Source organism: Oceanobacillus luteolus (assembly GCF_042678205.1).
GTDB classification, from domain to species: domain Bacteria; phylum Bacillota; class Bacilli; order Bacillales; family Amphibacillaceae; genus Oceanobacillus; species Oceanobacillus luteolus.
Genome location: NZ_JBHUDE010000041.1, coordinates 1 through 23,166 on the forward strand (window position 1 = coordinate 1; position 23,166 = coordinate 23,166).

The 23,166-nt window shown below is 38.4% G+C and carries 31 protein-coding genes; 9 read left to right on the forward strand and 22 right to left on the reverse strand.

Features of this window, described 5'->3' with window-relative positions; translation table 11 throughout:
* Positions 1 to 135: 135 nt before the first annotated feature.
* Both ACFSBH_RS08920 and ACFSBH_RS08925 read right to left on the reverse strand, forming a co-directional pair.
* Entirely contained in the window at positions 136 to 330 is a 195-nt protein-coding gene (locus ACFSBH_RS08920) for a CsbD family protein (RefSeq protein WP_379597125.1), read from the reverse strand.
* A gap of 178 nt (positions 331 to 508) precedes the next feature.
* Positions 509 to 718 (reverse strand): hypothetical protein, encoded by a 210-nt coding sequence (locus tag ACFSBH_RS08925; RefSeq protein WP_379597127.1) that lies wholly within the window; start codon positions 716 to 718, stop codon positions 509 to 511.
* 155 nt (positions 719 to 873) lie between these two features.
* Here ACFSBH_RS08925 and ACFSBH_RS08930 point away from each other — a divergent pair, with 155 nt between their 5' ends.
* Entirely contained in the window at positions 874 to 1,221 is a 348-nt protein-coding gene (locus ACFSBH_RS08930) for a VOC family protein (protein WP_379597129.1), read from the forward strand.
* 53 nt (positions 1,222 to 1,274) lie between these two features.
* Here ACFSBH_RS08930 and ACFSBH_RS08935 read toward each other — a convergent pair whose 3' ends face one another.
* The 12 genes from ACFSBH_RS08935 to ACFSBH_RS08990 form a co-directional block, all read right to left on the reverse strand.
* Positions 1,275 to 1,559 (reverse strand): ATP-binding protein, encoded by a 285-nt coding sequence (locus tag ACFSBH_RS08935; protein ID WP_379597131.1) that lies wholly within the window; start codon positions 1,557 to 1,559, stop codon positions 1,275 to 1,277.
* A gap of 14 nt (positions 1,560 to 1,573) precedes the next feature.
* On the reverse strand, positions 1,574 to 2,152 hold the full coding sequence (locus ACFSBH_RS08940; RefSeq protein ID WP_379597133.1) for a sensor histidine kinase: 579 nt from the start codon (positions 2,150 to 2,152) through the stop codon (positions 1,574 to 1,576).
* A gap of 20 nt (positions 2,153 to 2,172) precedes the next feature.
* A complete protein-coding gene (locus ACFSBH_RS08945; RefSeq protein WP_379597135.1) occupies positions 2,173 to 2,922 on the reverse strand; it encodes an ABC transporter permease in 750 nt (249 codons plus the stop codon).
* A complete protein-coding gene (locus ACFSBH_RS08950) occupies positions 2,919 to 3,833 on the reverse strand; it encodes an ATP-binding cassette domain-containing protein (RefSeq protein WP_251515604.1) in 915 nt (304 codons plus the stop codon). The genes ACFSBH_RS08945 and ACFSBH_RS08950 overlap by 4 nt, the downstream gene beginning before the upstream one ends.
* A gap of 101 nt (positions 3,834 to 3,934) precedes the next feature.
* Entirely contained in the window at positions 3,935 to 4,615 is a 681-nt protein-coding gene (locus ACFSBH_RS08955; RefSeq protein WP_251515606.1) for a response regulator transcription factor, read from the reverse strand.
* 255 nt (positions 4,616 to 4,870) lie between these two features.
* A complete protein-coding gene (locus tag ACFSBH_RS08960; RefSeq protein ID WP_379597166.1) occupies positions 4,871 to 4,954 on the reverse strand; it encodes a putative holin-like toxin in 84 nt (27 codons plus the stop codon).
* Positions 4,955 to 5,062: 108 nt separating this feature from the next.
* A complete protein-coding gene (locus tag ACFSBH_RS08965) occupies positions 5,063 to 5,752 on the reverse strand; it encodes a DUF6320 domain-containing protein (RefSeq protein WP_379597138.1) in 690 nt (229 codons plus the stop codon).
* Position 5,753: 1 nt separating this feature from the next.
* Positions 5,754 to 7,052, reverse strand: a complete 1,299-nt coding sequence (locus ACFSBH_RS08970; protein ID WP_251515610.1) for an alcohol acetyltransferase — start codon at positions 7,050 to 7,052, stop codon at positions 5,754 to 5,756.
* A gap of 199 nt (positions 7,053 to 7,251) precedes the next feature.
* Positions 7,252 to 7,686, reverse strand: coding sequence for a PH domain-containing protein (locus ACFSBH_RS08975; protein WP_251515612.1), 435 nt, complete (start codon positions 7,684 to 7,686; stop codon positions 7,252 to 7,254).
* A gap of 57 nt (positions 7,687 to 7,743) precedes the next feature.
* Positions 7,744 to 8,250, reverse strand: coding sequence for a GyrI-like domain-containing protein (locus ACFSBH_RS08980; protein ID WP_251515614.1), 507 nt, complete (start codon positions 8,248 to 8,250; stop codon positions 7,744 to 7,746).
* 251 nt (positions 8,251 to 8,501) lie between these two features.
* Positions 8,502 to 9,140, reverse strand: coding sequence for a ribonuclease H (gene rnhA / locus ACFSBH_RS08985; RefSeq protein WP_251516658.1), 639 nt, complete (start codon positions 9,138 to 9,140; stop codon positions 8,502 to 8,504).
* Between the two features lie 24 nt (positions 9,141 to 9,164).
* Positions 9,165 to 10,334, reverse strand: coding sequence for an MFS transporter (locus ACFSBH_RS08990; RefSeq protein WP_379597141.1), 1,170 nt, complete (start codon positions 10,332 to 10,334; stop codon positions 9,165 to 9,167).
* Positions 10,335 to 10,464: 130 nt separating this feature from the next.
* Between ACFSBH_RS08990 and ACFSBH_RS08995 the strand changes: the two genes are divergently transcribed.
* From ACFSBH_RS08995 to ACFSBH_RS09005, 3 genes are all read left to right on the forward strand, one after another.
* A complete protein-coding gene (locus ACFSBH_RS08995; protein WP_251516652.1) occupies positions 10,465 to 10,722 on the forward strand; it encodes a transcriptional regulator SplA domain-containing protein in 258 nt (85 codons plus the stop codon).
* A complete protein-coding gene (gene splB, locus ACFSBH_RS09000) occupies positions 10,715 to 11,743 on the forward strand; it encodes a spore photoproduct lyase (protein WP_379597144.1) in 1,029 nt (342 codons plus the stop codon). Before ACFSBH_RS08995 ends, splB begins: the two co-directional genes overlap by 8 nt.
* A 127-nt stretch (positions 11,744 to 11,870) precedes the next feature.
* A complete protein-coding gene (locus ACFSBH_RS09005) occupies positions 11,871 to 12,446 on the forward strand; it encodes a Maf family protein (RefSeq protein ID WP_251516646.1) in 576 nt (191 codons plus the stop codon).
* A 43-nt stretch (positions 12,447 to 12,489) separates the two neighbouring features.
* Here the strand turns inward: ACFSBH_RS09005 and phnE (ACFSBH_RS09010) are convergent, their stop codons facing one another.
* The 5 genes from phnE (ACFSBH_RS09010) to ACFSBH_RS09030 all read right to left on the reverse strand — a co-directional run bounded on the left by phnE (ACFSBH_RS09010) (position 12,490) and on the right by ACFSBH_RS09030 (position 16,742).
* On the reverse strand, positions 12,490 to 13,296 hold the full coding sequence (phnE, locus tag ACFSBH_RS09010) for a phosphonate ABC transporter, permease protein PhnE (protein WP_251516645.1): 807 nt from the start codon (positions 13,294 to 13,296) through the stop codon (positions 12,490 to 12,492).
* A 16-nt stretch (positions 13,297 to 13,312) separates the two neighbouring features.
* Positions 13,313 to 14,128, reverse strand: a complete 816-nt coding sequence (gene phnE, locus ACFSBH_RS09015; RefSeq protein WP_251516642.1) for a phosphonate ABC transporter, permease protein PhnE — start codon at positions 14,126 to 14,128, stop codon at positions 13,313 to 13,315.
* Positions 14,121 to 14,906, reverse strand: a complete 786-nt coding sequence (phnC, locus tag ACFSBH_RS09020; protein WP_379597147.1) for a phosphonate ABC transporter ATP-binding protein — start codon at positions 14,904 to 14,906, stop codon at positions 14,121 to 14,123. The genes phnE (ACFSBH_RS09015) and phnC overlap by 8 nt, the downstream gene beginning before the upstream one ends.
* 100 nt (positions 14,907 to 15,006) lie before the next feature.
* A complete protein-coding gene (locus ACFSBH_RS09025; RefSeq protein WP_379597149.1) occupies positions 15,007 to 16,044 on the reverse strand; it encodes a phosphate/phosphite/phosphonate ABC transporter substrate-binding protein in 1,038 nt (345 codons plus the stop codon).
* Positions 16,045 to 16,289: 245 nt separating this feature from the next.
* Positions 16,290 to 16,742 (reverse strand): SRPBCC family protein, encoded by a 453-nt coding sequence (locus tag ACFSBH_RS09030; RefSeq protein ID WP_379597151.1) that lies wholly within the window; start codon positions 16,740 to 16,742, stop codon positions 16,290 to 16,292.
* 133 nt (positions 16,743 to 16,875) lie between these two features.
* On the opposite strand from ACFSBH_RS09030, the gene ACFSBH_RS09035 reads away from it, so the two are divergent.
* Positions 16,876 to 17,247 (forward strand): VOC family protein, encoded by a 372-nt coding sequence (locus tag ACFSBH_RS09035; protein WP_379597153.1) that lies wholly within the window; start codon positions 16,876 to 16,878, stop codon positions 17,245 to 17,247.
* Between the two features lie 110 nt (positions 17,248 to 17,357).
* Here the strand turns inward: ACFSBH_RS09035 and ACFSBH_RS09040 are convergent, their stop codons facing one another.
* Together ACFSBH_RS09040 and ACFSBH_RS09045 are read right to left on the reverse strand one after the other, a co-directional pair.
* Positions 17,358 to 17,687 carry a helix-turn-helix domain-containing protein gene (locus tag ACFSBH_RS09040; protein ID WP_379597155.1) on the reverse strand — a complete coding sequence of 110 codons (330 nt, stop codon included), beginning with the start codon at positions 17,685 to 17,687 and terminating at the stop codon, positions 17,358 to 17,360.
* Between the two features lie 77 nt (positions 17,688 to 17,764).
* Positions 17,765 to 17,884, reverse strand: coding sequence for an anti-repressor SinI family protein (locus tag ACFSBH_RS09045; RefSeq protein ID WP_251516672.1), 120 nt, complete (start codon positions 17,882 to 17,884; stop codon positions 17,765 to 17,767).
* Between the two features lie 397 nt (positions 17,885 to 18,281).
* Here ACFSBH_RS09045 and ACFSBH_RS09050 point away from each other — a divergent pair, with 397 nt between their 5' ends.
* Positions 18,282 to 19,235 carry a bile acid:sodium symporter family protein gene (locus ACFSBH_RS09050; RefSeq protein WP_379597157.1) on the forward strand — a complete coding sequence of 318 codons (954 nt, stop codon included), beginning with the start codon at positions 18,282 to 18,284 and terminating at the stop codon, positions 19,233 to 19,235.
* A gap of 100 nt (positions 19,236 to 19,335) precedes the next feature.
* Here the strand turns inward: ACFSBH_RS09050 and ACFSBH_RS09055 are convergent, their stop codons facing one another.
* Positions 19,336 to 19,683: a LysM peptidoglycan-binding domain-containing protein gene (locus ACFSBH_RS09055; protein WP_379597159.1), complete on the reverse strand. Its 348-nt coding sequence runs from the start codon at positions 19,681 to 19,683 to the stop codon at positions 19,336 to 19,338.
* Between the two features lie 177 nt (positions 19,684 to 19,860).
* On the opposite strand from ACFSBH_RS09055, the gene ACFSBH_RS09060 reads away from it, so the two are divergent.
* The 3 genes from ACFSBH_RS09060 to ACFSBH_RS09070 all read left to right on the forward strand — a co-directional run bounded on the left by ACFSBH_RS09060 (position 19,861) and on the right by ACFSBH_RS09070 (position 23,057).
* Positions 19,861 to 20,748 carry a DMT family transporter gene (locus ACFSBH_RS09060; protein ID WP_379597161.1) on the forward strand — a complete coding sequence of 296 codons (888 nt, stop codon included), beginning with the start codon at positions 19,861 to 19,863 and terminating at the stop codon, positions 20,746 to 20,748.
* 246 nt (positions 20,749 to 20,994) lie between these two features.
* Positions 20,995 to 22,569, forward strand: coding sequence for a BCCT family transporter (locus ACFSBH_RS09065; protein ID WP_251516619.1), 1,575 nt, complete (start codon positions 20,995 to 20,997; stop codon positions 22,567 to 22,569).
* Positions 22,570 to 22,658: 89 nt separating this feature from the next.
* Positions 22,659 to 23,057, forward strand: coding sequence for a secondary thiamine-phosphate synthase enzyme YjbQ (locus ACFSBH_RS09070; protein ID WP_379597164.1), 399 nt, complete (start codon positions 22,659 to 22,661; stop codon positions 23,055 to 23,057).
* The last annotated feature ends 109 nt before the right edge of the window (positions 23,058 to 23,166 follow it).

Consider the following 23,166-nt stretch of genomic DNA (forward strand, 5'->3'; position numbering starts at 1 on the left):
GAATAACCTCCCAATCTTATATGTTTATTCTAACAATAAAAAAATAAACTGCGAAGCAAGAGCCGTACGCTCTCTCACTTACACAGTTTATTTTACACTCCCGACGAATACCACTTTTTGGACTTTCCATATAAGTTATCTCCGATGTAAAGAATCATGATTATCCCCTTTCAGATCTCCAACTCGTTTTTTCACATTACCTTTTGCTTTATCCACTTTTCCTTCTGCTTGCTTGGAAAAGTCCTCTGTGGCTTTACCCCACTGATCTTTTGCTTCACCTTTTGCTTTATCAACCGTTCCGTCCACTTTATCTTTAAATCCATTATCCATCGTGTCTACTCCCTTCTTGTTCTTTTTCTTCCCTCCATGTTTCTTTCTAAAACATGTTCTCCCCGAATCTATTTACGTGAATAAGTTGAATGCAGAAATAGGTAACAGCGTTACTTATGAAATAAGAAAAGAGCATGTTAAAGTCCAAACATGCTCTTTCACCTGTTAAATCTTAACTTCACCAATTTTCCTCGTCTCTCATATTCTTCCGGTCTTCTTCGTCCTTTTCATCTTTAACATAACTCACTCCATATGCTGCATTATAAATACTCGAATATGGAGGTGAGTCCATCCGATGACTTTCTTCATCTTCACCGCCAATCTTTTTGTTCAACTCAAGATTCGCTTCTTCTGTTGTTTTACGTTCGCGTCCGGGTTTATTTTTCATTAGACATTCCTCCTGTTAGTGGTATTCCCTCTAATAAAAGATTTATTACCCACTCCAAAAATATCTTAATACATTCTTTAATTGTTCATCTTATGTGAATATTGGTACACTTAATTTCAGCTGAGTAAAGTAAAGAACAAAGGAGGGGCGAAAAAATGATAAAAGGGGTAGGTGGCATATTTTGGAGAACTAAAAATCTTGATGAAGTTAAAAGATGGTACAGCAAGGTATTGAAGATTGACGTAGAAAACTGGAATGGAACAGTAATGAAGCCTGAACCAGGGACTGAGATGATTTTTTCCTTTTTTACCGAGGATGACAGTTATTTTCCGACAAATCAGCAAGTGATGTTAAATTTCCAAGTTCATGATCTGGACGAAATGATTCACCATCTTGAACAAGTCGGTGTACCTCTGGAGAAGAAAAAAGAAGATACAGAATACGGAAAATTTATCTGGATTAAGGATCCAGATGGTAGACTAATCGAACTTTGGGAAAAATAAAAAGATTAGGCAGGGGGTCATCCTCTGCCTAATCCCACTTTCTAAATGATATTTCAATTATATTCATTGTCATGAACGTCAGCAACTGCTGTTCCTCCCTGTTTAGTGACAAGCTGCTGTACGATGTGAAGACCTAATCCAAGCTGATTACCAGTCCGACTGGAATCAAGCCTGACGGTACGGTCAAAGATCCGCTGCAGGGATGTAACATTTATTTCCTCCACGTCATTCACTGCCCTCAAACGGATAACTTCCTCTTCCTCTACAAAACTGATTTTGAAATAACTTTTCGCATACGTTATTGCATTTTGGATGATATTTGCTACAATCCGGTCCACCGCTTTCTTGTCAGCTAAAATTGGCGAAACAGTACGCTCATCTCTACCTTAATTTGTTTCTTTTCAAAGTCGCCATAAAAGAGCAACATCGTATCTACAACGATGTGGTCCAAAGATTGCTTTTCCATTATGAGTTGTTTATCTGAAGAGTCCAATTGGGAAAGCTCGTAAAATAAATCAACCTTCATCGTAAGATTATCGATTTTCTTTTCAATAATCGTTAAAAATTCTTTCCTTTGAGTTTCTGATAAAGATGGTTCAGACAATAATTCCGTAAATCCCTTGATCGACGTTAATGGTGTCCGAAAATCATGTGAAATATTCGTTATTTCCTGTTTCAGATTCTTTTCCCTATTTAACGTATGCTGCTGATCTTGCTTGAATAAATGAATGAGCTGATTGATTTTAGCTGTAAACTTCGTCACGTTTTTGTGATGCGTACTCGTGCGAACTAATTCATTTGTACCAAAATTTTCAATGATATCATCCAATTGTTTGGTCATGTTTTTAATATCCCAATGAAATAGCAGAAGTCGCGCAAACGTAACAATCAGCAGTAAAAGCAATATCGTGATAATCAACCAGCTGCCCACATTCATTCATCCCTTCTCAGTCAATCAATACTTTGATTTTTGAACTTTTTTGCTCCTATCAGGATGGCAATCACAGAGATTACTATGCCTATAATCCAATATAGATACTCAAATTGAACTGTACCATCCATAAAGTGCATTAAGTTATCATTTAATAATGTATTTGGTGTATATTTATATATCTCGTTTAAGCCTGTAACTGGACGAAACAGATTCCGAAGTAGATTACTGGAAAATCCATAAATAAATAACAGTACAAAAATGATGTATATATCTCCAACCTTCATCATTTTTAACGCATGAGTCAGAAAGAATCCACTTAGAATAAGCGGAGCCATATTCACACTCGCAATTAGAAAATGTCTGACAGACTGTTGATCACTAGGGAACATATTCTCACCTAGTACAATCATAAAAAGTATCCCAACAGCACATACTGCTAGAAAACAACTTAAAGTAATGATGAGCTTGGACCAGAAAATTATTTTACGGGATATGCCGAAAGAAACAGATTGCTTAATTAAAGACATATCTTTACCAGTAAGAGTTGAATTAAAGATTATCCCTACGAGTACGATCAGTAAACCACTGCCAATTACATTAGAGTAGAAAAATTCGCCAGTATTATAAGGGAAATTCGGATCGGATTGTCCAAAATAATAAAGGACAGCGGCAGCAGCAGCAATCAATAAAAAACAGATCACACTTGTGATATACAAGCCTTTCTGACGAAAGAGACGATAATACTCACTTTTCATATAATTTATCATTGTTGTTCCCCCTCCACTAATCCTAAGAAATATTCTTCCAGCTTCAATGTTTCGGTACGGAACTCTCGTACGAAGACACCACTGTCCACTAAAAGACGATTTATTTCTCCAGCTTTTTCTGCATAATTTTGGATCGTTATTACTTGATCAGGGAGAACTTGATACTGGAGATCTACATATGCCTGTTCTAAAACTCTTGCAGCTTTAGCAGGATCATCCACTTTCAACAATATTTGTTTCCTGCTCTTATCCACTAATGCTTCTTTGCTCAAATCATCGACGACTACCCCATTTTTGATGAACACAAAACGGGTGGCGAGTAATTCTAATTCCGTTAAAATATGGCTGGAAATCAATATCGTTATATGTTTTTCCTGGTTAAGCTTCGTCAAAAGCTTACGGATTTCCATAATTCCTTCTGCATCCAAACCATTAATCGGTTCATCGAGCACTAAGCAATCCGGACTGCTTAAAAGACATAGGGCAATACCTAATCGCTGCTTCATCCCCATGGAGTATTCTTTAAATTTTTTCTTCTTCTCTTTCGCCAAATCTACAATTTCGAGCACTTCATGAATGCGCTGTTTATCCACTACGCCACGTTGAATCCGGAAATATTCCAAGTTTTGTTGTGCAGTGAAATCAGGAAAAAAGGCAGGAGTTTCAATCATAAAGCCCATTCTCTTTCTCGCACGAGCTTTTTTCTTACCTGTTTTGCCAAACAACTGCATATCTCCACTTGTCGGTTTGATTTGTCCGGAAAGCATTTTAAAAATCGTCGACTTACCTGCCCCATTTTTTCCAATGAGTGCACAAATCTCTCCTTTTTTTAACGTAAAATCTAGTGGCTTGATAACTTCTGCATCTTTAAATCTTTTCGTTAATCGGTATGTCTGAACAATCGTATCCATCACATTGACTCCTTCACCGTATTTCTTTACTTAAGTTTAGCGCAGAAGTCTTTAAAATCCTTTAAGCAAAACATAAAGAAATCATAAAGAATGTTTGCGAATTAAACCAGCATAAAGCCGACGCCCCAAATTGTTTTGATATATTCTTCTTCCGTAACTTCCGCCATTTTCTTGCGGAGATTGGAGACGTGGACACTGATCGTATTATCGTCTCCATAGTAAGTCCCGCTCCAAACATTTTCATAAATCTCTTTCTTGGAGAAAGCATGCTCCGGTTTATCCATAAATAAGTTTAAAATATCGAACTCAGCGTTCGTCAACTGCAGTTCTTTTCCTTTCAATGTCACGGAACGTTTATCTTTATCGATGGTAAGCCCACGCCATTCCATTTGAGCTGTTTCCAGCGGATCATTTTTTGCTTTTCGTAGCTGAACTTCCACACGAGCAAGCACTTCTTCCTGATGAAATGGCTTTGTTATGTAATCATCCGCTCCGATTTTCAATACTTGCACTTTATCCTCCACAGCTACCTTTGCTGAGATGACGATGATCGGAATCGAGCTTTTTTCTCTGATTTCTTTGATTAATTCTTCACCGCTTTTTCCCGGCAGCATTAAATCAAGTAAAATTAAATCAAACGAATTATTTTGTAGGTGTAATAAACCTTCCGTACCAGAATATGCTGCAACAGGGCTTAGATTGGACTTGGATAGTATCACTTGCAGCAGCATACTGATTTCTGGATCATCTTCAATAATTAAAATCTGTTTTCCTTCATTCATTCTCATCACCCGTTCATCGATATCTTACTATTTATTATAACGTATCTTGTTTATTAACAAGCCATAGTGCCTATGGGTATATAGATGTTTTCTTTTATATGAAAATCGGTTATACTAATAGCAGATAAACATATAATATAAAAAACCGTTTGGTGCGGGAACACCAAACGGTAAGTGCATACAGCCCTTCAAGGGGCGACTCACAATAGAGTGTTAAAAATAACCACCGCTAATTGCTTGTCAGGCTAAGGGTGGTTATTTTTTATCGTTAATTGACAGTATCGCAACAATGAGACTCCCAAAGGAAATCATCACAACCATTGCTTCATAAACCGTCATAGGCAACACCCCCTTTCTAAAAGGGAGTGAGCCACCACCCTGATAGCCTTATGCACTTGTCATCATTATATCACTAATTGTCTTTTATTAAGCAAAAATTTCCAATTTTTATAAATGAAACTTCCTGGCAATTTTTTGTTTGATTCGTTCCGGCATCCCATATTTTACATAAAGCATAATCAACAGGACCGGCAACAATTGCAGGACTGTAACAATCAGCCAATTTAACGGATCTGTCTTGTTTTGGTAATTTTGGATGAAGAAATTGATCCACATGATGAGAATGACTGCGGCTATAAAAAAGAAGCCTATCACATTAAAGCCTCTGACCGATAACGCCCGGACTACACTCCAGTAAAGGATGGCCACGACCGTTGTTCCGGTTACAATCGGAAATGCCAGTGGGATGAACCAATCCAGGCTGCCGTTAAACAGATCTAATCCGAATAGCAGGATGAGCATATCCAAACCAATCCCAATCAGCACTTTATAATAATTTTTCACATAACCAAAAGTAAAGAATATGAATCCCCAACCTGCAAGAACACTTAAATTACTGTATCTGGACCATGTGAACATTTCATTTAATTCATAATCGATATAAGCCATGAGACTGACAGCTACGAATACTAACAGTGTAATAAATATAAAAATACGGTTCAGTACCCGTCTCATATAGCTTGGATAAGGGTTGGTCGTTTTAGGAAACTTTCTTACTCTGACAACCTCTTCACCATCTTCATTGACTTTCGGAATAGGGAAACTGCAAAGTGGACATGGCCGGTTATCCCTCTCCACTCTAATTCCGCATTTCGGACAATAGGCCATCTTCATTCTCCTCATCGTTTGTTTCAATTGTAACTTGTATTCCTAGCTCACGGATGCTACGGAAAAATTCTCGCTCAAGCATACGGTCTTTTGATAAGTTCCCAAATGAAATGTACATATGTTCTTTATAGCTCGTCAGTATGGCCTTCACTTTGTTGCCAATACTCGGCGGTGGATAGCACTCCACTCTTTCAATGTATTTCTCCATTTCACTAGGCACACGTACAATCCCTAAGTTGGATAAGCCACTCGTATATTGTCCTTCACCAAAAAAGGAATATATCGATGGAGCGACCATATCCTTGATCGGTGATGGCATTAATCGCAACATTAATGATTTCTCACTAATGACACTCTGTTTGATGTACTGTTTTAATTTTTTTGGCGTCAATAATCGGCTAAATTCGATTTTCACTTCCTGGATTATTTCTTCAAATTCATATTTACCAAGCCTTGCATCAATCGAAGGTGTAATACTTACAAAGAAGTTTCGCATCGTGTCACTTGGAAAGTACGACCGCATATTTACAGGTACATTGATAACGACCGGCCGCTTACGTCTTGATGTTCTTTCTTGAATCGTCAACAAACTTTGGATATAAATCGCAGTGAGGAATATTGTAATCGATACATCATATTCCTTTGCTTTTTTCTTTAAAGCCTCTACAGGTATGATTCCGGTAACGATATGATAATACCCTTTTTTATCTAATTCCAAGGGCAGTTTAAAAGAGTTTCCCAACTTGGTCTTCGGTGCCGGTATACTTTTATCATAATATCTCCGGAAACCATTCTCCGTTTCCGCCTCCAACTGCTCATCACTTATCTCCTCTTGCTCAATCGGAATGCCTTCCTTCAAATGCAAGTATTGCTTGACGAGCTCACCTAAAAACTTCAGCCCCCCAGTCCCATCTGTCATACTATGGGATAGCTCCAGGGCGATTCTGTTATTATAATAATATACCCGATATGGAAAAGAGCCACGCTTTTTAATCGATAAACTCATGCATGGGTAATACCTCTCTTTTTCCACTTGAGGCATTTGATCTGTTCCTTCAAAGTAATACCAAAAAAATCCTTGCTTTAATTGCACTTTAAAAAATGGAAAACGTTGTAACGTCAATTCCAAAGCCTCTTGCAATAAATCTGGATAGATTGGGCTTGTCAATGTTGCAGACAAGCGGAATAAAGTAGTTGCACGGGAGGATATGATAGAGGAATACAATTTCCCAGCATTATCTAATTGGTACCATGATTTGTCCCCTCTCATCTGATCAACCCTTCCTTGTGATGAAGATTACGAGGTTATTTTACCATACCAATAGTGGTAAAGATAGATTGACAACATGGTCTTCAAGAAGGAATGACATGTATCATCGGCCCTATACTTACTATCGCTTCATCTTCTATAAATAAAAGCCGCAGAGAGCTGCGGCTTTATCCTAAAAATCAACTAGAAGTAAAATGTTCTATTTTATGAACTGTACTGAATGAGAAATCTTATCATCAATAATTTGTACGAACTTATTGATATTCTCAGGTGCAATGATGGTGTAATCATTGGCATTGTAATATAAATAGTAACGCTCCTTTGCAAGTGCCACTGATGCAAGTTGTGTATTGGTTTTTTCGATCTTTTTAATAGCATGAAGAGCGATTTTACGTTTAAAAGGGCCTAGATTAATGATTAAGGTATCATCTGTCAATATATAATACGTACTGTACCAAAACCATAGGATGATCAAACCACTTATCCCAAATAAAAGACCGACGATTAAACTGGCAGCCAATCCAGCTTTGTTATAAATTGGTACAAAGAGGCCGACTGAAATTCCTAAGAAAAGTAAAGCCGATCCCCAAACGAGGACTCGGTATGTTGTGTCCTTTTTTGCGTTAAACTTCATAGGTTTCATCACCTCATCCGTTAGACTAATTTGTTTTGAAATATTATTAGACTCATCTTATTCTCTTTTACCGACTATTGGCACCCAAAGCTCAAATATACAATCAGGGTCATCATTATGTGTAAAATCCTTACCGTAAAACTCAAAGTAATGAGGAAATTGATAGTGAAACCCTTTTATCGTCGGAGCCCATTCACTAAACAAATAATCATTTGCTATCCTGATTTCATCAATGACACCTTGATAGGTAAGTACTGCATATTCATAACTCGGTATTTCTGCCGTCTTCATTCCACTCGGCAGTTCAGATGGAAATTCACTAACCTCGATACATGCCATATACTTGTGGGAATCCCCAACCTTCCAATCTTCTGGAAAACGCATCAATCCATATGATTGATGTGGCACGGCATGGTTGATCTCTGATCTTCTTTCATTAAAGGCATCCCAGGTTTTTGCAATTGTATTTTCTGAAGGTTGCTCTTTATTGGATTGCCAGTCAATCTCAATCCCAACTACTTTAAAGGCATCTTTTTTGATGATACTTTTATTTACAATCCCCATTTTCATCCCCCTATTGATAAAATCCGAAACATTTCATTCCTATTGCCCGATATGCTGCTTTATTCACTACTTCAGATAGTTGATTGTATATGTTCCAACTCCCTTCTTTCCATTCTCATGTCGCTTTTCCTTGATATATAACTTCTACCTATACTTAATCTTTTCCTCTTTCCAGATGTTCCTAACAGATAAAGAATTTCACACAAAAAGACAGGTATCTCTACCTGTCTTCTTATAGATGAAAAGGAGCATTATTTTCTTCCGTAATCAGCCTTAATCTCGCCCCATCTTTTCGTATCCCATTTCAGGATTTTATTTTCATAAGAGTGACGATGGAGCCAGTCGATTGCACGGTCAATCAGCGTCCATATCTCTTCTGTCGATGCATCCCTCTTCAAAGTTGTTGATACTTTCTTTTCTCGGACCCACTTCATCGCATTTACAGAATCTGTATAAATCGTTTTATTGCTTCCCTGTTTATGTAAATAGGCTAGAGCATGTACAATCGCAAGAAATTCACCCAAGTTATTTGTTCCTTTTCTTATCGGGCCATAGGAGAATATGACTTCCCCTGTCCGTGTATCTACTCCTTGATACTCGACTGGACCAGGGTTTCCCCGTGTACCAACATCAACAGAAATGCTGTCATAATCAATTTCTGCTGGAGTCTCGGAAACGAACCTTTTGCTTTTAGCAGAAGAATTCGACCCGCCTTGACCCCAATGTTTTTTCCAGCCTTCTTTAAATGCTTTTTCCGCTTGTTCGCGGCTAGTATATGATTTGAACTTTGCTTGATTAAAACCTTTTGTCTGGTGTTGGCATTCCGCCCAACTTGTATAGATTCCTGGTTCTCTACCAGCCCAGACGACATAATATTTTTGCTTCGCCATAACATTGCTCCCGTTTCAAAATTTTTAACCTCTAGCTTGACGCTTTAACAACTGTTGGGCACTTCCCCGGAACAAGATGAGTGCCACGACTGAAATAATAATACCGGAGATATATGGCAGTTCGATAGCCATGGAATATAATAACCCTCCCAATACCGGGCCGATAATTCTACCAAGCGAATCGAAGGACGATAAAAATCCGGTCGTACTACCATAGCCTGCTTTGGATTTCTTCGTTAACAAGGAAGAAACACTTGGCCGGATGACTCCATTCCCCACACCAAAGATTGCTAAGAATATCGCTGCAGTAACAAAACTATTCGTAAATAGAATGAGTGCAAAACCTAGTGCTGAGATAATGATTCCAATTTCAATGATTCTTATTTCACCGAATTTCTTTGTCAGTTTTCCCATATTTCCTTGGACAGCTGCACTGGCCAGACCCATGATCATAAATATATAGCCAAGACTGACCGCATCCAAGCCTGCTTTAACAGCAGCAAAGTAAGCAAATGTTGCCTCCAGACCTGCAAGGGATAACGTGATAAAGAACTGCAAGAAATATAGCATCGCAAATGGTTCACGTATCACTTTTCCAATCGATTGTTTTTTCTTGTTCTTTTGAAGTTCCCTATTCGAATATGGAAGTGATTCTTTCAAAAAGATTATAACGAAAATCAGCGTTAGGAAAGACAGTGCTCCTGCAAGGTAGAATGGGGCATGCAGATCGATGTTCGTAAATACCCCACCAATAGCCGGACCAAAGATGAAGCCCAGCCCTGTAGCTACTCCGATGATTCCCATCCCTTTACTGCGCTCTTCCTCCGTTGTAATATCAGCAACATAAGCCATCACTGTCGGCATATTTGCAGCAGACAAAATTCCACCGACAATCCGCGCAGCAAACAGCATCCACACTTCCGTAGACAATGCGAGCATAAAGAATGATAGCGATAATCCAAAGATTCCTATCAGAATGACTGGTTTACGGCCAAACCGATCCGAAATCCTCCCCCACATCGGGGCAAAGAAAAGTTGCATCAATGAATAAACTGCCATTAATAATCCAAGTTCAGTTGGAGAAGCACCTAAGTTTTCCGCGTAAAAAGGCAATACAGGGATAATGATGCCAAAACCAACCATCACAAGGAACATGATCATAAATAAAATGGGCAGCACTCTATTAAGTTTCAAATTTCATACCACCTTTGTTGTAATTTCATCATACCAAATTTAATAGCTGATTGCTTTTATAATCACCAAGCTTTAAATAATTCTCATTTTAGGTGGGATACTATCCAATATAATGAAAGCAGGTGAAAATATGGAGTTTTATGAAAGCTACCAGCCAGGTGAGATTGTATTTATTATCATCAGAAATCCCCACGCTCAGAACGTGGCCAACGTACAGCAGGCAGCTGTTGTAGAGAATCCGGACAAACCCGGAGAACCCGCTTTATTCATCCATGAAACGTATTATCCGATAACGGATGAAGTTGCCATTTTTCAAACAGAAGAGGAAGCGGAGCAAGTGTTTCAGCAGACGTTTGGTACTTACCAGGAAGGTGGGTTTTATGGTTAAACCATTCGTGCCCCAGCTTGTTTATGTAGAACCACGCGCTCTGGATTATCCTCTTGGCAAAGAACTGGTGTCTAAATTTGAGAATATGGGAATCGAAATAAGGGAAACGACCTCCCATAACCAAATCCGTAATCTCCCGGGAGAGAACCATTTTCAAAAATATCGGATTGCCAAATCTACCTTGGTCGTCGGTGTCCGTAAAACATTGAAATTTGATACATCAAAACCTTCGGCGGAATACGCTATTCCATTCGCAACCGGCTGTATGGGACATTGCCATTACTGTTATTTGCAAACAACGATGGGCAGCAAGCCTTATATCAGAACATATGTAAATACTGATGAAATTTTTGATGCAGCGGAAGAGTATATGCAAGAACGGGCTCCTGACTTTACCCGGTTCGAAGCTTCTTGTACTTCCGATATAGTCGGCATCGATCATTTAACCCACACATTGAAACGGGCCATTGAATACTTTGGAAAATCAAAATATGGGAAGCTGCGGTTTGTGACGAAATTCGAACATGTCGATCATCTTCTCGATGCTGAGCATAACGGCAGAACACGTTTCCGTTTCAGCATAAATGACGACTATATCATCAAGTATTTTGAGCCCGGCACACCTCGGCTTGATGAGCGGATAAACGCAGCTGTGAAAGTCGCAGAAGCAGGTTATCCGCTTGGGTTCATTATAGCTCCAATTTATCTTCATGAAGGCTGGAAAGAAGGTTATGGTGAAATGCTGGAGAAATTAACGGAGGCATTACCCGCATTTGCCAAAAAGGATTTAACATTCGAATTGATTCAGCATCGGTTTACCCAGCCTGCAAAGCGTGTCATACAACAAAATTATCCTATGACAAAACTTGAGCTCGATGAATCGAAACGAAAAAAGAAATGGGGCAGATATGGAATCCATAAGTACGTCTACCAAACCGAAGAACAAGAATCGATTAAAGATACAATTGGCGGTCATATTAACAAACTATTCCCCGAAGCTAAAATTGAATATTTCACTTAAAAAACAAGCAGTCCGAGCGATCAGAGCTTCCGGACTGCTTTGTTGTGTGAAGGGCCAGCGATATTTTACATGAAACAAAATCCCAACTATAATTATTCCTATACTAATTAGTTGAGGAGGAACAATGATGTCAAATAAATTAATACTAGGATCCCTATCCCCTCGTAGACAAGAATTACTGAAACAAGTCAACATTCCCTTCACGGTAAGAAACCCTAATGTAGATGAATCCAAAATCACAAGTAATGATCCAATAGAAAAAGTAGAACAATTAGCTTCACTAAAAGCAAAAAATATTTCACTCTCAGAAAATGAGGTAATCTTATCCGCTGACACCGTTGTCGCATATCAAAATAATATCTTTGAAAAACCTCAATCTAAAGAAGATGCTTATCATATGATTTCAAAGTTAAGTGGCAATATCCATGACGTGTATACAGGTGTCATGCTCCGTTCTCTCCATGAAAGCAAAATGATTGTTGAACGGACAGAGGTGGAGTTTTTACCGTTGACGGAAGAAGAAATTCATTGGTACATCTCAACTGAGGAACCTTATGATAAAGCTGGTGCTTATGGAATTCAAAGCCTAGGTGCATCGCTCGTGCGAAAAATTAATGGTGATTTTTATAACGTAGTCGGGTTGCCGCTCTCACGTGTCGTCAGGGAACTTCGTTATTTTTCAATCTTTCCGAATAACGACTAAAGCCTGGCTAATCGTACGCCAGGCTTTTCTCCTAACTTTATTCTTACCCTCTAACCAACTTTTTCCGAAAATGATTCGATCCAAGTTCCACCAATAGGATCAATACAACTAGCCCAATTAATATGGAGCCAACTTCATTCCAGCGATAAGCACTCATTGCAAAAATCAATGGAGCGCCAATACCTCCTGCTCCTACCAATCCTAATACAGAAGCTTCACGTAAATTCATATCAAATCGATAAATGAGGATTGATTGGAACATAGCCAGCAATTGAGGAATAATACCGAATCGTATCTTTTCAAAAGTTGTACTACCAATCGAGGTCATCGTCTCCAGGATTCCAGTATCAAGATCTTCTATCGCGTCCACCATTAATTTCGCTAACATTCCAATGGAAACGAGTGCAATGGTCAGTACACCTGCAAAGGGACCTGGTCCTGTCACTCGGATAAACATCAACCCGTACACTAAAGCTGGTATCGTCCGAATGATAATTAAAAAGAATCTAGTAATCCAAGCAACCGGACTTGGAACTACATTCGATGCGGATAAAAATGCAAGTGGCACAGCTAAAAAGGCACCTATAACCGTGCCTAAAAATGCAATAGAAATCGTTTCTACTAATAAGTAAGGAACACCCTCGGTGGTAAAGGTGAACAGCAATTGTAAATCTGGACTAATAATCCCTGAAAGGATACTGGAAGCAATCTTAACCCCGCTACTCTCCAGGTTCTGTAAATCAATCGTTGTAACTGACCAGATTAATAAAAGTAAAACAATAGAAGTTATAAAAATAATATAACGTCTATGATTAGGTGAAGCATATAATTGTTTTTCAATTGCATTCATAATCAATTATTCTCCTTTAAATCAGCCTTTTCCGGAAGTATTCACTTACTCTTTCGATAATGAACACGGTAAGAATAAGAATCAGTAGAATCATGCCTACACCAGCATAATCACGCCAACCTAGCCCTTCATTCAATAATAATCCGATCCCACCTGCACCGACATAACCTAAAATAGCAGCATAGCGAACATTACCTTCGAAACAAAATAATGACGTGGATAGGTAGTTCGGTAAGACCTCCGGAAAGATGGCATAGCGAAACGCATATAATCGATTCATCCCAAGGGATTCCATTGCTTCAAAGGAACCCATCTCCACATTTTCAATCTGTTCATATAATAATTTTCCGACATAAGAAAGTGTAAATAGAAAAATTGCCACAGTTCCAGCGAACGTCCCTAATCCAAAAATAAAAGTTGCTATTAACGCCGTCACTAAGGTAGGAACTGTACGCAAAATACTAAGAAAGAACTTCGTTGCAAATACAATGAGTCTATTTTTAATTACATTGGAAGAAGCAAGAAAAGCAACAGGAATAGCACCTAATGATCCTAAAATAGAGCCTAGTAAAGACATTTTTATCGTATCGATGAGCGGCTGCCATATTGTTGACATGTGACTCCAGTCAGGAGGAATCATCTCCTGAATAATATAGAAAAATTCCTTCCACCGAGTTATCAGCACACCGAACCCAAATCCAGTGAATTTGATAGAAAGATATATTGCGATTAAAATCAATGCAAAAATAAACGGGGTACGTGAACGCTTCTCAAAAACCAGCTTCCCATTGGGCAAAACTAATTTTTTTGGAGGAAATATTTTATCATACATGAACTTTCTCTCCTTGAATGATTCGCCTATCCCCGGTAACCACTTGTCCCTTATAAATATAATCCAGCACTTCCTCTGTGACTTCTTCCGCCTTTCCATCAAAAACAATCTGTCCTTCTCTCACACCGACAATTCGCTGCGCATATTCCAAAGCTATTTCCACATGATGGATATTCAAAATGATAGGAATTCGAAAATCCCTATTGATTCGTTTAAAATCATCCATCACTTGCCTAGCTGTAACTGGATCCAATGAGGCAATAGGTTCGTCGGCTAGGATGATATCCGGATTTTGTGCTAGAGTTCTGGCTAAAGCAACCCGTTGCTGCTGACCACCTGAAAATTGATCCACACGGACATAAGCTTTATCCAAAATGCCGACTTGTTCCAATGCAGTTAATGCCTTAATTTTATGTTCTTTTGAAAAGATGCCAGTCAGCTTTCTCCAAAAAGATAATTCTGGTACAAATGAAACGAGTACATTATGCAGTGCTGTAGTTCTCGTAACGAGATTGAACGATTGAAAAATCATACCAATCCGCTTGCGGAAACTTCTAATATCCCTTCCTTTAAGCGCATGGACTTTGACACCATCAACAATCAGCTCTCCACTCGATATTTCATGCATCACATTAATGCAACGAATCAACGTTGATTTTCCAGCACCTGATAAACCGATTATTGCTACAAACTCACCTTGATTGATTTTTAGATTTATATTATGTAAAGCTTTGACCTTGTTCGGATACACTTTGTCCACATTAATAAACTCGATCATGTTTAATCTCCAATCTAAAGACTAATGAGACTGCCTCTCGGACGGACTCCCTGGTGGAAGGACAATCTCTTGAGACAGCCTCATGTTAGTTTTCAAGATATTAATTAAGGCTTTTCACGATTTCTTGAGCTTTTCTTTCATTCTCATAATCCGCTGAAGTCGCTTCCTGATATCCTTCATGGTTATAAATGGAAATCACTTCTTTTCCTGCATCTGTTTCAGCAATATTAATAAATGCTTCCTGAATGGAGGACTTTAAATCTTCATCCATAATGTCCGAATTTTTGCTGACACTAATCGTGTCATTATAAATACCTGGTGTCACACCAATGACATTTGTTTCGTCCCAGATGCTAGCTTCCCGCTCAAATTCAGTCTGCCAAGCGTCTTCATTATCACGTCTTGCATCGGCATAAGTTACCATGACATCAATTTGGTCAACTGCCATACGAGCAAATGCACTTCCGTAAGAGTCCACTTGAACAACATTATCTAAATCAGTAATCGTTTTGTCGAAGTTATCATCCAACCAGATCGCAGGGTAAATATAACCTGCTGGAGAAGACGATGACATCACAGCCCATGATGCGCTGTTTACATCTTCCCAAGTCAATTCCTCACCATTATTTACTTTTTCAGCCAACTCCTGCCCTTTTTCCGATGGACCAGCAATGACCAAAGCACGATAATATGTAACTTGCTCATCAGAGGCTTCCGTAGGTTTATTGTCATTCCAGTCTTTTGCATCATCTGAATCATTATTTAATCCTGCTCGAGTGGCAGTTAAGATGACCTCTGCTCCATCATCATATAAAACATAGGTTCCACCCGGTATCAGACCAACGTCGATTGTCCCTGCGGAAAGTCCCTCCCCAACAGCCTCATAGTTTGTTCCGACTGTAATCTCCACTTCTTCCACATCGTATCCAAGTGACGCTAATTCTTCTTTTAGAAGATCTTTTAACGGTTCTGTCGCAGTAATAATTTCGTCCGGTTCTCTAGAAGGAACAAATCCAACAGATAACGTTTCGATCGTTTCATCTGTTTCGGCTGTTTCTGGAGATCCCTCAGCATCCCCACAACCGACAAGTACGATAAGCAATAACAACAACATAAGTGGCAAGACTAACTTCTTCATTCCGTCATTCCCTCCCATTATTTATAGCAACACAATTTTAGCAATAGAATATTAAGGGGGTATTATTTGAATGTTAAATTATTTCAATAATATAAAAAGACATCTACCTTGTTATAGATAGATGTCTTTTTATGTAAAGGGGGTATCACAGAGGGTTAACTCTAACTTTTATTATAATGAGGAATTGTAATGTCAGCGTTAACAGAATGTATAGTTTCCCTTAAGATTAACTTAAAAGCTTGATATTACTTCTCCAGATAACTCTTCAATGCGTCCATATCCTTTGCACAAGCTTTTGCAAACGTACCTTTCATAAGCTTTCCGAATAACTTGGTCAATCCAGTTAATCCTTTTATTTCGCCTTGAAGTGTAACTTCCGTCTCGTCCCCGACCGAGGTAAGGAGATATGTATAAATGTATTCGCCTTTTCCCGTTGTCCCTCCCGCTCCATCAACGTAATAAACGATTTTATTCGGTTCATCCAGTTCGACCACTTCGAAATATTCCGAAGCCTCTTGTCCAAACATTTTTCTTGTTTCTTTCCATTCACTGCCGACTTTCATTTCGCCTTCATCAAGCCGCTCTATCCCAACCAAGCCCTGCATCCACTTTTCTGCAGCTTGAAGATCAAGTAAGCTACGATACGCTTCTTGTTTAGACACTTGGAACGTCCGTGTCACTTCAAAACGAATACTCAAATCAATAACCTCCGAAAATTGTTTCTTACATTATAGCATAAATCTATAATCTAATATTCCATAGTTAAAAGGGATTTAACATAAAATAATAGAAGTATATGTACGTAATTAATTTTAATATAGGAGGACACAAATGGAACTCGGAGCATTTTCTATCAGTTTAAATGTAAAAGATATTAAGAAATCAAAAGAATTCTACGAAAAACTCGGCTTTAAAACATTGGGTGGAGATATGGAACAGAATTGGCTGATTTTAAAGAATGGTGATACTGTGATTGGCCTCTTCCAAGGAATGTTTGATAAAAATCTCTTAACGTTCAATCCAGGTTGGGATCAAAACGCCGAAAACTTAGAAGAATTTACAGATGTCAGGGAACTACAGAAAGAATTAAAGAAAAACGGGATAAAGCTTATCCAAGAAGCCGACGAAACAACAGAAGGTCCAGCATTCATCACCTTGGAGGATCCAGATGGGAATCCAATTTTAATTGACCAGCATCGTTAGTTTATTTGGGTTGTATCATACACATTGCTGATACAACCCAACTTTTCCTTCCCCCACTTCCATAAAGAAGTAAAAAACCGCTCAGCATATTGCCAAACGGTTAATGAAACTTATTTATCCTGCTCTTGACGCCATTTAGTGAATTCCAAGTACTCTCTGAATTGTTCTTTCGATACTCCGGATTCCATGGCCTCTTTTACTATTTTCATCCATTCACTATCAAGATCTGATTCTAATATTGAATTGTTATCATTTATTATGTCGTTCACAGAAACATCTAACACTTGGCTGATTTTCTCGATAAACTGGATCGATGGGTTTGTTTGAAGGTTTCTCTCAATCGAACTTAAGTATGATTTTGCTACACCTGCCCTTTCAGCTAATTCTGAAATGGACATTCTTTTCTCTTGCCGTAATTTTTTGATTTTTTCACCGATCAAGTTCTCCACCTACTTTCAATGGAATTATACCATAATTTTGGTGGGTAGGACTGTTTAAATTATCAAATAAATAAAATTTAAGCATTCTTCTTGGTAGTATTAAGGAACTCTCGAATTTCCTCAATAGAGACACCTAAATTTTTTGCAGCTTTAATTAATAAGATCCACTCTTCATCTAATTTGACTCTCTCGACCATCTTCTCCACATTTTTTCCCCCAATTTTTTATTCAGTATCCGCGTCGTGTAAGTAATCTTACAATCCTGATAAAAAATACCCTGTTATTCTATGCCTATTTTACTATAAATATAACTATTTTTGGTTGACTAGTTTTGTCAGTCTGTTACTAGTTTTGTAGAATTGGAAACCGAAATTCATACTTATTTCTACAAAATATTTCCATCTCGATTATAATCTTCCTTACGTTTATTAATTGTATTTGTACCTATATAGCGTGGAAAAACCAAATTATATCATTAGAATAATTTAAAAATACACTAGATTAAATTAATTCTTTGTGATAACATCATAGATTATACAACTTAGTGAATTTTTAAACATTTTCACCGAAATGATCAATAGGAGGGAATAGAGGATGAAAGCAATGGGAAGAATCAGTAATTTTGCTACGACAACATTTGCGTTATGGGTTATTTTATTTGCAATCCTGAGTTTTATTATGCCACAAGGCTTTGCATGGATTGCACCACATGTTTCACTTCTATTAGGAATTATCATGTTTTCTATGGGGCTGACTCTTACTGTAAATGATTTTAAAGGAGTTTTCCTCGCACCGAAAATTGTCCTGATTGGTGTAGCTGCACAGTATACGATCATGCCATTAACTGCTTTTGCACTGGCAAAGGCCTTCAACTTACCACCAGAAATAGCTGCTGGGGTCATTTTAGTTGGTTGTTGTCCAGGAGGCACATCTTCCAACGTGATGACATTCATGGCTAAAGGAAACACTGCTTTATCTGTGACTATAACTGCTGTTTCTACCTTATTGGCACCTATTTTAACTCCTTCACTAACTTTTTTACTTGCAAGTCAATGGCTTTCGGTTTCATTTATGGACATGTTCGTGTCCATCATTAAAGTCGTATTAATACCAATTATTTTAGGCATCATTATCAGAATGTTATTTACAAAAGCTGTTGAAAAGAGCACGCCAGTCTTACCGCTTATTTCAGTAATCGGGATTATTGGAGTGGCATCTGCAGTCGTTGCTGTAAACAAAGACTCCATCGTGACTTCTGGTTTGCTGATCTTCGCTGTAGTTGTGCTACATAATTTAATTGGCTATTTCATCGGGTTTTTAGCTGCAAAACTCTTCAAACTTAATTTTAAAGATGTAAAAGCTGTTTCCATTGAAGTTGGAATGCAAAATTCAGGACTCGCGGCCTCCCTTGGCCTGGCTCATTTCACTGCCGTCGCAGCAGTTCCTGGCGCAATATTCAGTGTTTGGCACAACATTTCAGGTCCACTGCTTGCAAACTATTGGGGCAAGAGAGATAAGGATGATGAGGTTGATCATAAAGCCGCTTAAGTTCAATCTTTGAGCAAATAAGTAATGCAGTAACAAAAAAGATGCGTAGCACCCTCCCAATATTTGTGTGGTGCTACACATCTTTTTTTCATTGGATGTCTTATACCATCGCACAAGCAGTCTGAATGCAAATCCGTTGACCTACTCTAAGATAGTTCGGATCAACGCTTGGATTTGCCTCAAGAATACTAGCAATCGTGACACGGTATTGCTGGGAGATCCGATAGAGTGTGTCACCTGGCTGAATAATGATTGGCCGGTGATTTGGCGGACATGCCGGAATACATATAATCTGTCCTATTCTCAAGTTGTATGGATCGATTCCCGGATTAGACGCCAGAATTCTGGAAACACTGTTCTCCAGCCTAAATGCAATGGAATTCAATGTATCTCCCGGCTGAATGGTATATGCATAATGGTCTTCGGGACATTGACGATAGTCATACATCATTATTACTCCTTTTATTTACTTTATATAAAATACGAGTAAGAGTTAGTTCCGTGTATGACAAGAAGAATTGGTTTAAATAGTGAATCGCCATCATATTACACGATATAATTTGCTATAATTCATAATTAGGAAGAAGAAAAAAACAATCAGATGAGCCAGACTAGGAGAGAAGATATGAAGCAATACATAGGAGATGGATTGCTGCTCATTACAGCAATCGTGTGGGGAAGTGGATTTGTTGTTACGGCCATTGCACTGGAGTATTTAACTGCATATCAAGTAATGGCCGGCAGGTTTATATTAGCCGCTCTCATTCTATCAATATTATTCAGGAAGAAGTTCAAAACATTTTCGAAGGCAATCCTTTGGAAAGGTGCAGTTTTAGGTACAATTCTATATGTCGGATTCGCCTTGCAGACAGTTGGCTTGGAGTATACGACACCATCTAAAAATGCATTTTTGACCGCCGTTAATGTCGTAATCGTCCCTGTAATTGCCTATGTGGTTTACAAGCGGAAAGTCGATCGCTTTGAAATCATCGGTTCCTTCTTAGCTATTATCGGTATTGGCTTTTTAGCACTGCAAGGGACAATGACAATCAATATTGGAGATGTATTATCTCTTGCATGTGCAGTAGCATTTGCTTTTGATATTTTTTATACGAATCATTTTGTGCAAAAAGAAGATGCCATCTCGTTAACTGTTGTTCAATTCATTACAGCAGGTGCTATCGGTCTTATTACCATCGCTATTCAAGGCGATATTCCAACGAACTTTGCAAACTTTGAATCAGAAGCTTTCTATTCCATCATTTACTTGGCTGTATTTTCAACTACAATTGCATATGTTTGTCAAAATGTTGGTTTCAAATATACGACCGCAACAAAAGGAGCAATTATTTTATCTTTAGAAGCTTTATTTGGAATGGTTTTATCTGTAATTATTCTTCAAGAGGTGCTATCAGGACGTATGGTTTTAGGTGCCTTATTAATTATGATTGCCATTTTAATTACGGAATTAAAACCTGGATTACAGAAAAGACATGTCGTAAAAAATACATAAAACGATAGCGATAGAGCCTAAGGTTCTATCGCTATTTTCTTTATGCTCCTTGACTTCTGCACTTATAACATTCAAATAATGAAACAAAATGACTCCTTCAAACTTCACTTTTAGTTATCTTCCATAACTTCCGCACTATCCTGTTTCAACTTCTACCTTATTGGGAAAGGTAATGATTAAGATGTGAAAAACTGAACGTCATAAAGTCAGAATTTGAACTAAGCGATGAAAAGGATGAAACTATTTATGGATAAAAGAAGAGAAAATTTTTCCAACGTATTCACTTTCGCATCAATCATTGTTGGGGTACTTGTATTTTTCGGTATTGTATTTCCCGATGCTTTTGGAGAGATCTCCAAAGAAATCAGTATCTGGATTTCCAGCACATTTGGTTGGTATTATATGGCTTTATTTACTGTCATTCTATTTTTCTGTGTATTTTTAGCTATCAGTCCAATTGGTAAACTCAAGCTCGGTAAACCGAATGATCGGCCGGAGTTTAAAACTGTTTCGTGGCTAGCGATGTTATTTAGTGCTGGTATGGGAATCGGTTTAGTCTTCTACGGTGCTTCTGAACCTATTTCACATTTTCTCGCTCCACCGACTGCTGATCCGGAGACAAAGGAAGCTTTAGCGGAATCAATGCGCTCTACGATTCTGCATTACGGGTTCCACCCTTGGGCTGTTTATGGCATCGTTGCGCTTGTATTAGCATACTCACAATTTCGTAAAGGAGAAGTTGGTTTAATATCGAAGACGCTGCGACCAATTTTAGGCAATAAAGTAGATGGCCCAATCGGTACAGCTGTTGACGTGTTAACCGTGTTTGTAACCATTATTGGTGTAGCCGTTTCTCTCGGTATTGGTGCCATGCAAATCAACGGTGGGTTGAATTATCTCTTCGGTATTCCATACAGTCAATTCGTCCAAGGGATTATCATTGCTGTCGTTACGATATTGTTCATCTATAGTGCATGGAGTGGATTGAGTAAAGGGATCCAATACTTAAGTAATCTGAACATGATCATGGCAGGTCTATTGTTTGTTGCAATGTTGATACTGGGTCCTACATTACTCATCCTCAATATGATGACAACCGCAACCGGTGATTATCTCAACACACTTATATTCCATAGTTTAGATGTAGCCCCTCTTAATGAGCAAAAGAGTGATTGGATGCATGCTTGGACGATATATTATTGGGGATGGTGGATGAGTTGGAGTCCATTTGTAGGAATATTTATTGCAAGAATCTCACGTGGGCGTAGCATCCGTGAATTTGTTCTTGCAGTTTTAGTGGTGCCTACTGTAGTGAGCATATTATGGTTCAGTGCATTTGGGATGACCGGAGTAGAAACAGGACTGAAAGCACCACAAATCTTTGAATTGACACCGGAAACACAATTGTTCGGCATTTTCAATGAGTTGCCATTCAGTCTTATTTTATCCATATTCACTTTGATACTGATTGCATCTTTCTTTATTACTTCCGCGGACTCTGCCACTTTTGTTTTAGGTATGCAAACATCTTTTGGTAATTTGAAACCTGCTAATTTTATTAAAATCATTTGGGGACTGGCACTTTCCGCAATCGCTTATATATTGCTGCTATCAGGTGGAGAAACCGGCTTAAACGCCTTACAGTCTGCAGCAATCATATCGGCACTGCCATTTAGTATTGTTGTAATAATGATGATGATTGCATTTTATAAAGATGCCAATCGTGAAAGGAAATATTTAGGTTTATATATTAAACCTGACCGACAACGAATGGAAGAATATATGAAGAGAGTAAATGAATCTGAAGATAGAGGAAACTAATTACATGTATGTCCACCTCCATCAGTAAATCAAAGTCATTACTTGTGATAAGATGAGACTGATCAACACTATTAGAATGGAGGTCCAATATGGAAAAGACATTTCATCTTCGTACCAATGCACGCGACGAGATGATTGAGATCACTCGAGAACTTGAAACATGGATTACGGAGACTGGCGTACAAAACGGAATCTTAATTGTTTCATCGCTGCATACGACTGCAGGAATTACCGTAAATGAAAATGCAGACCCTGATGTAAAGCGCGATATGTTGATGAGGCTGGATGAGGTGTATCCATGGGGTCATCCGAAAGATAGACATATGGAGGGAAATACAGCTGCCCATCTAAAGACAAGCACAGTCGGGCATGCTCAAACCATCGTGATCTCAAGAGGAGAACTTGTACTTGGTACATGGCAAGGTATTTATTTTTGTGAATTCGACGGACCACGAAACCGAAAGTTTCATGGAAAAATAATTGGATAAGCATAAAGAGGCTGGGACATAACTAGCCAAAAACAGTAATTAAAAAGGATCCAAGCAAAAAATTTTGCTTGGATCCTTTTTTGAGTAAAATTTATCATCATCGGTCACT

Bases quoted from the DNA above. Each gene is read 5' to 3' on its own strand.
- ACFSBH_RS08995 (WP_251516652.1), top strand. From the start codon at position 10,465: ATGGAGTTTTATGAAAGCTACCAGCCAGGTGAGATTGTATTTATTATC.
- ACFSBH_RS08970 (WP_251515610.1), bottom strand. From the start codon at position 7,052: ATGAGAGGGGACAAATCATGGTACCAATTAGATAATGCTGGGAAATTG.
- splB (WP_379597144.1), top strand. From the start codon at position 10,715: ATGGTTAAACCATTCGTGCCCCAGCTTGTTTATGTAGAACCACGCGCT.
- ACFSBH_RS09045 (WP_251516672.1), bottom strand. From the start codon at position 17,884: ATGGTCGAGAGAGTCAAATTAGATGAAGAGTGGATCTTATTAATTAAA.
- ACFSBH_RS09055 (WP_379597159.1), bottom strand. From the start codon at position 19,683: ATGTATGACTATCGTCAATGTCCCGAAGACCATTATGCATATACCATT.
- ACFSBH_RS09035 (WP_379597153.1), top strand. From the start codon at position 16,876: ATGGAACTCGGAGCATTTTCTATCAGTTTAAATGTAAAAGATATTAAG.
- ACFSBH_RS08960 (WP_379597166.1), bottom strand. From the start codon at position 4,954: ATGACGGTTTATGAAGCAATGGTTGTGATGATTTCCTTTGGGAGTCTC.
- ACFSBH_RS08975 (WP_251515612.1), bottom strand. From the start codon at position 7,686: ATGAAGTTTAACGCAAAAAAGGACACAACATACCGAGTCCTCGTTTGG.
- ACFSBH_RS08930 (WP_379597129.1), top strand. From the start codon at position 874: ATGATAAAAGGGGTAGGTGGCATATTTTGGAGAACTAAAAATCTTGAT.
- rnhA (WP_251516658.1), bottom strand. From the start codon at position 9,140: ATGGCGAAGCAAAAATATTATGTCGTCTGGGCTGGTAGAGAACCAGGA.
- phnC (WP_379597147.1), bottom strand. From the start codon at position 14,906: ATGATCGAGTTTATTAATGTGGACAAAGTGTATCCGAACAAGGTCAAA.
- ACFSBH_RS08950 (WP_251515604.1), bottom strand. From the start codon at position 3,833: ATGGATACGATTGTTCAGACATACCGATTAACGAAAAGATTTAAAGAT.
- ACFSBH_RS09065 (WP_251516619.1), top strand. From the start codon at position 20,995: ATGGATAAAAGAAGAGAAAATTTTTCCAACGTATTCACTTTCGCATCA.
- ACFSBH_RS08980 (WP_251515614.1), bottom strand. From the start codon at position 8,250: ATGGGGATTGTAAATAAAAGTATCATCAAAAAAGATGCCTTTAAAGTA.
- ACFSBH_RS09050 (WP_379597157.1), top strand. From the start codon at position 18,282: ATGAAAGCAATGGGAAGAATCAGTAATTTTGCTACGACAACATTTGCG.
- ACFSBH_RS09070 (WP_379597164.1), top strand. From the start codon at position 22,659: ATGGAAAAGACATTTCATCTTCGTACCAATGCACGCGACGAGATGATT.
- ACFSBH_RS08925 (WP_379597127.1), bottom strand. From the start codon at position 718: ATGAAAAATAAACCCGGACGCGAACGTAAAACAACAGAAGAAGCGAAT.
- ACFSBH_RS08945 (WP_379597135.1), bottom strand. From the start codon at position 2,922: ATGATAAATTATATGAAAAGTGAGTATTATCGTCTCTTTCGTCAGAAA.
- ACFSBH_RS09025 (WP_379597149.1), bottom strand. From the start codon at position 16,044: ATGAAGAAGTTAGTCTTGCCACTTATGTTGTTGTTATTGCTTATCGTA.
- ACFSBH_RS09060 (WP_379597161.1), top strand. From the start codon at position 19,861: ATGAAGCAATACATAGGAGATGGATTGCTGCTCATTACAGCAATCGTG.
- ACFSBH_RS08955 (WP_251515606.1), bottom strand. From the start codon at position 4,615: ATGAATGAAGGAAAACAGATTTTAATTATTGAAGATGATCCAGAAATC.
- ACFSBH_RS09005 (WP_251516646.1), top strand. From the start codon at position 11,871: ATGTCAAATAAATTAATACTAGGATCCCTATCCCCTCGTAGACAAGAA.
- phnE (WP_251516645.1), bottom strand. From the start codon at position 13,296: ATGAATGCAATTGAAAAACAATTATATGCTTCACCTAATCATAGACGT.
- ACFSBH_RS08920 (WP_379597125.1), bottom strand. From the start codon at position 330: ATGGATAATGGATTTAAAGATAAAGTGGACGGAACGGTTGATAAAGCA.
- phnE (WP_251516642.1), bottom strand. From the start codon at position 14,128: ATGTATGATAAAATATTTCCTCCAAAAAAATTAGTTTTGCCCAATGGG.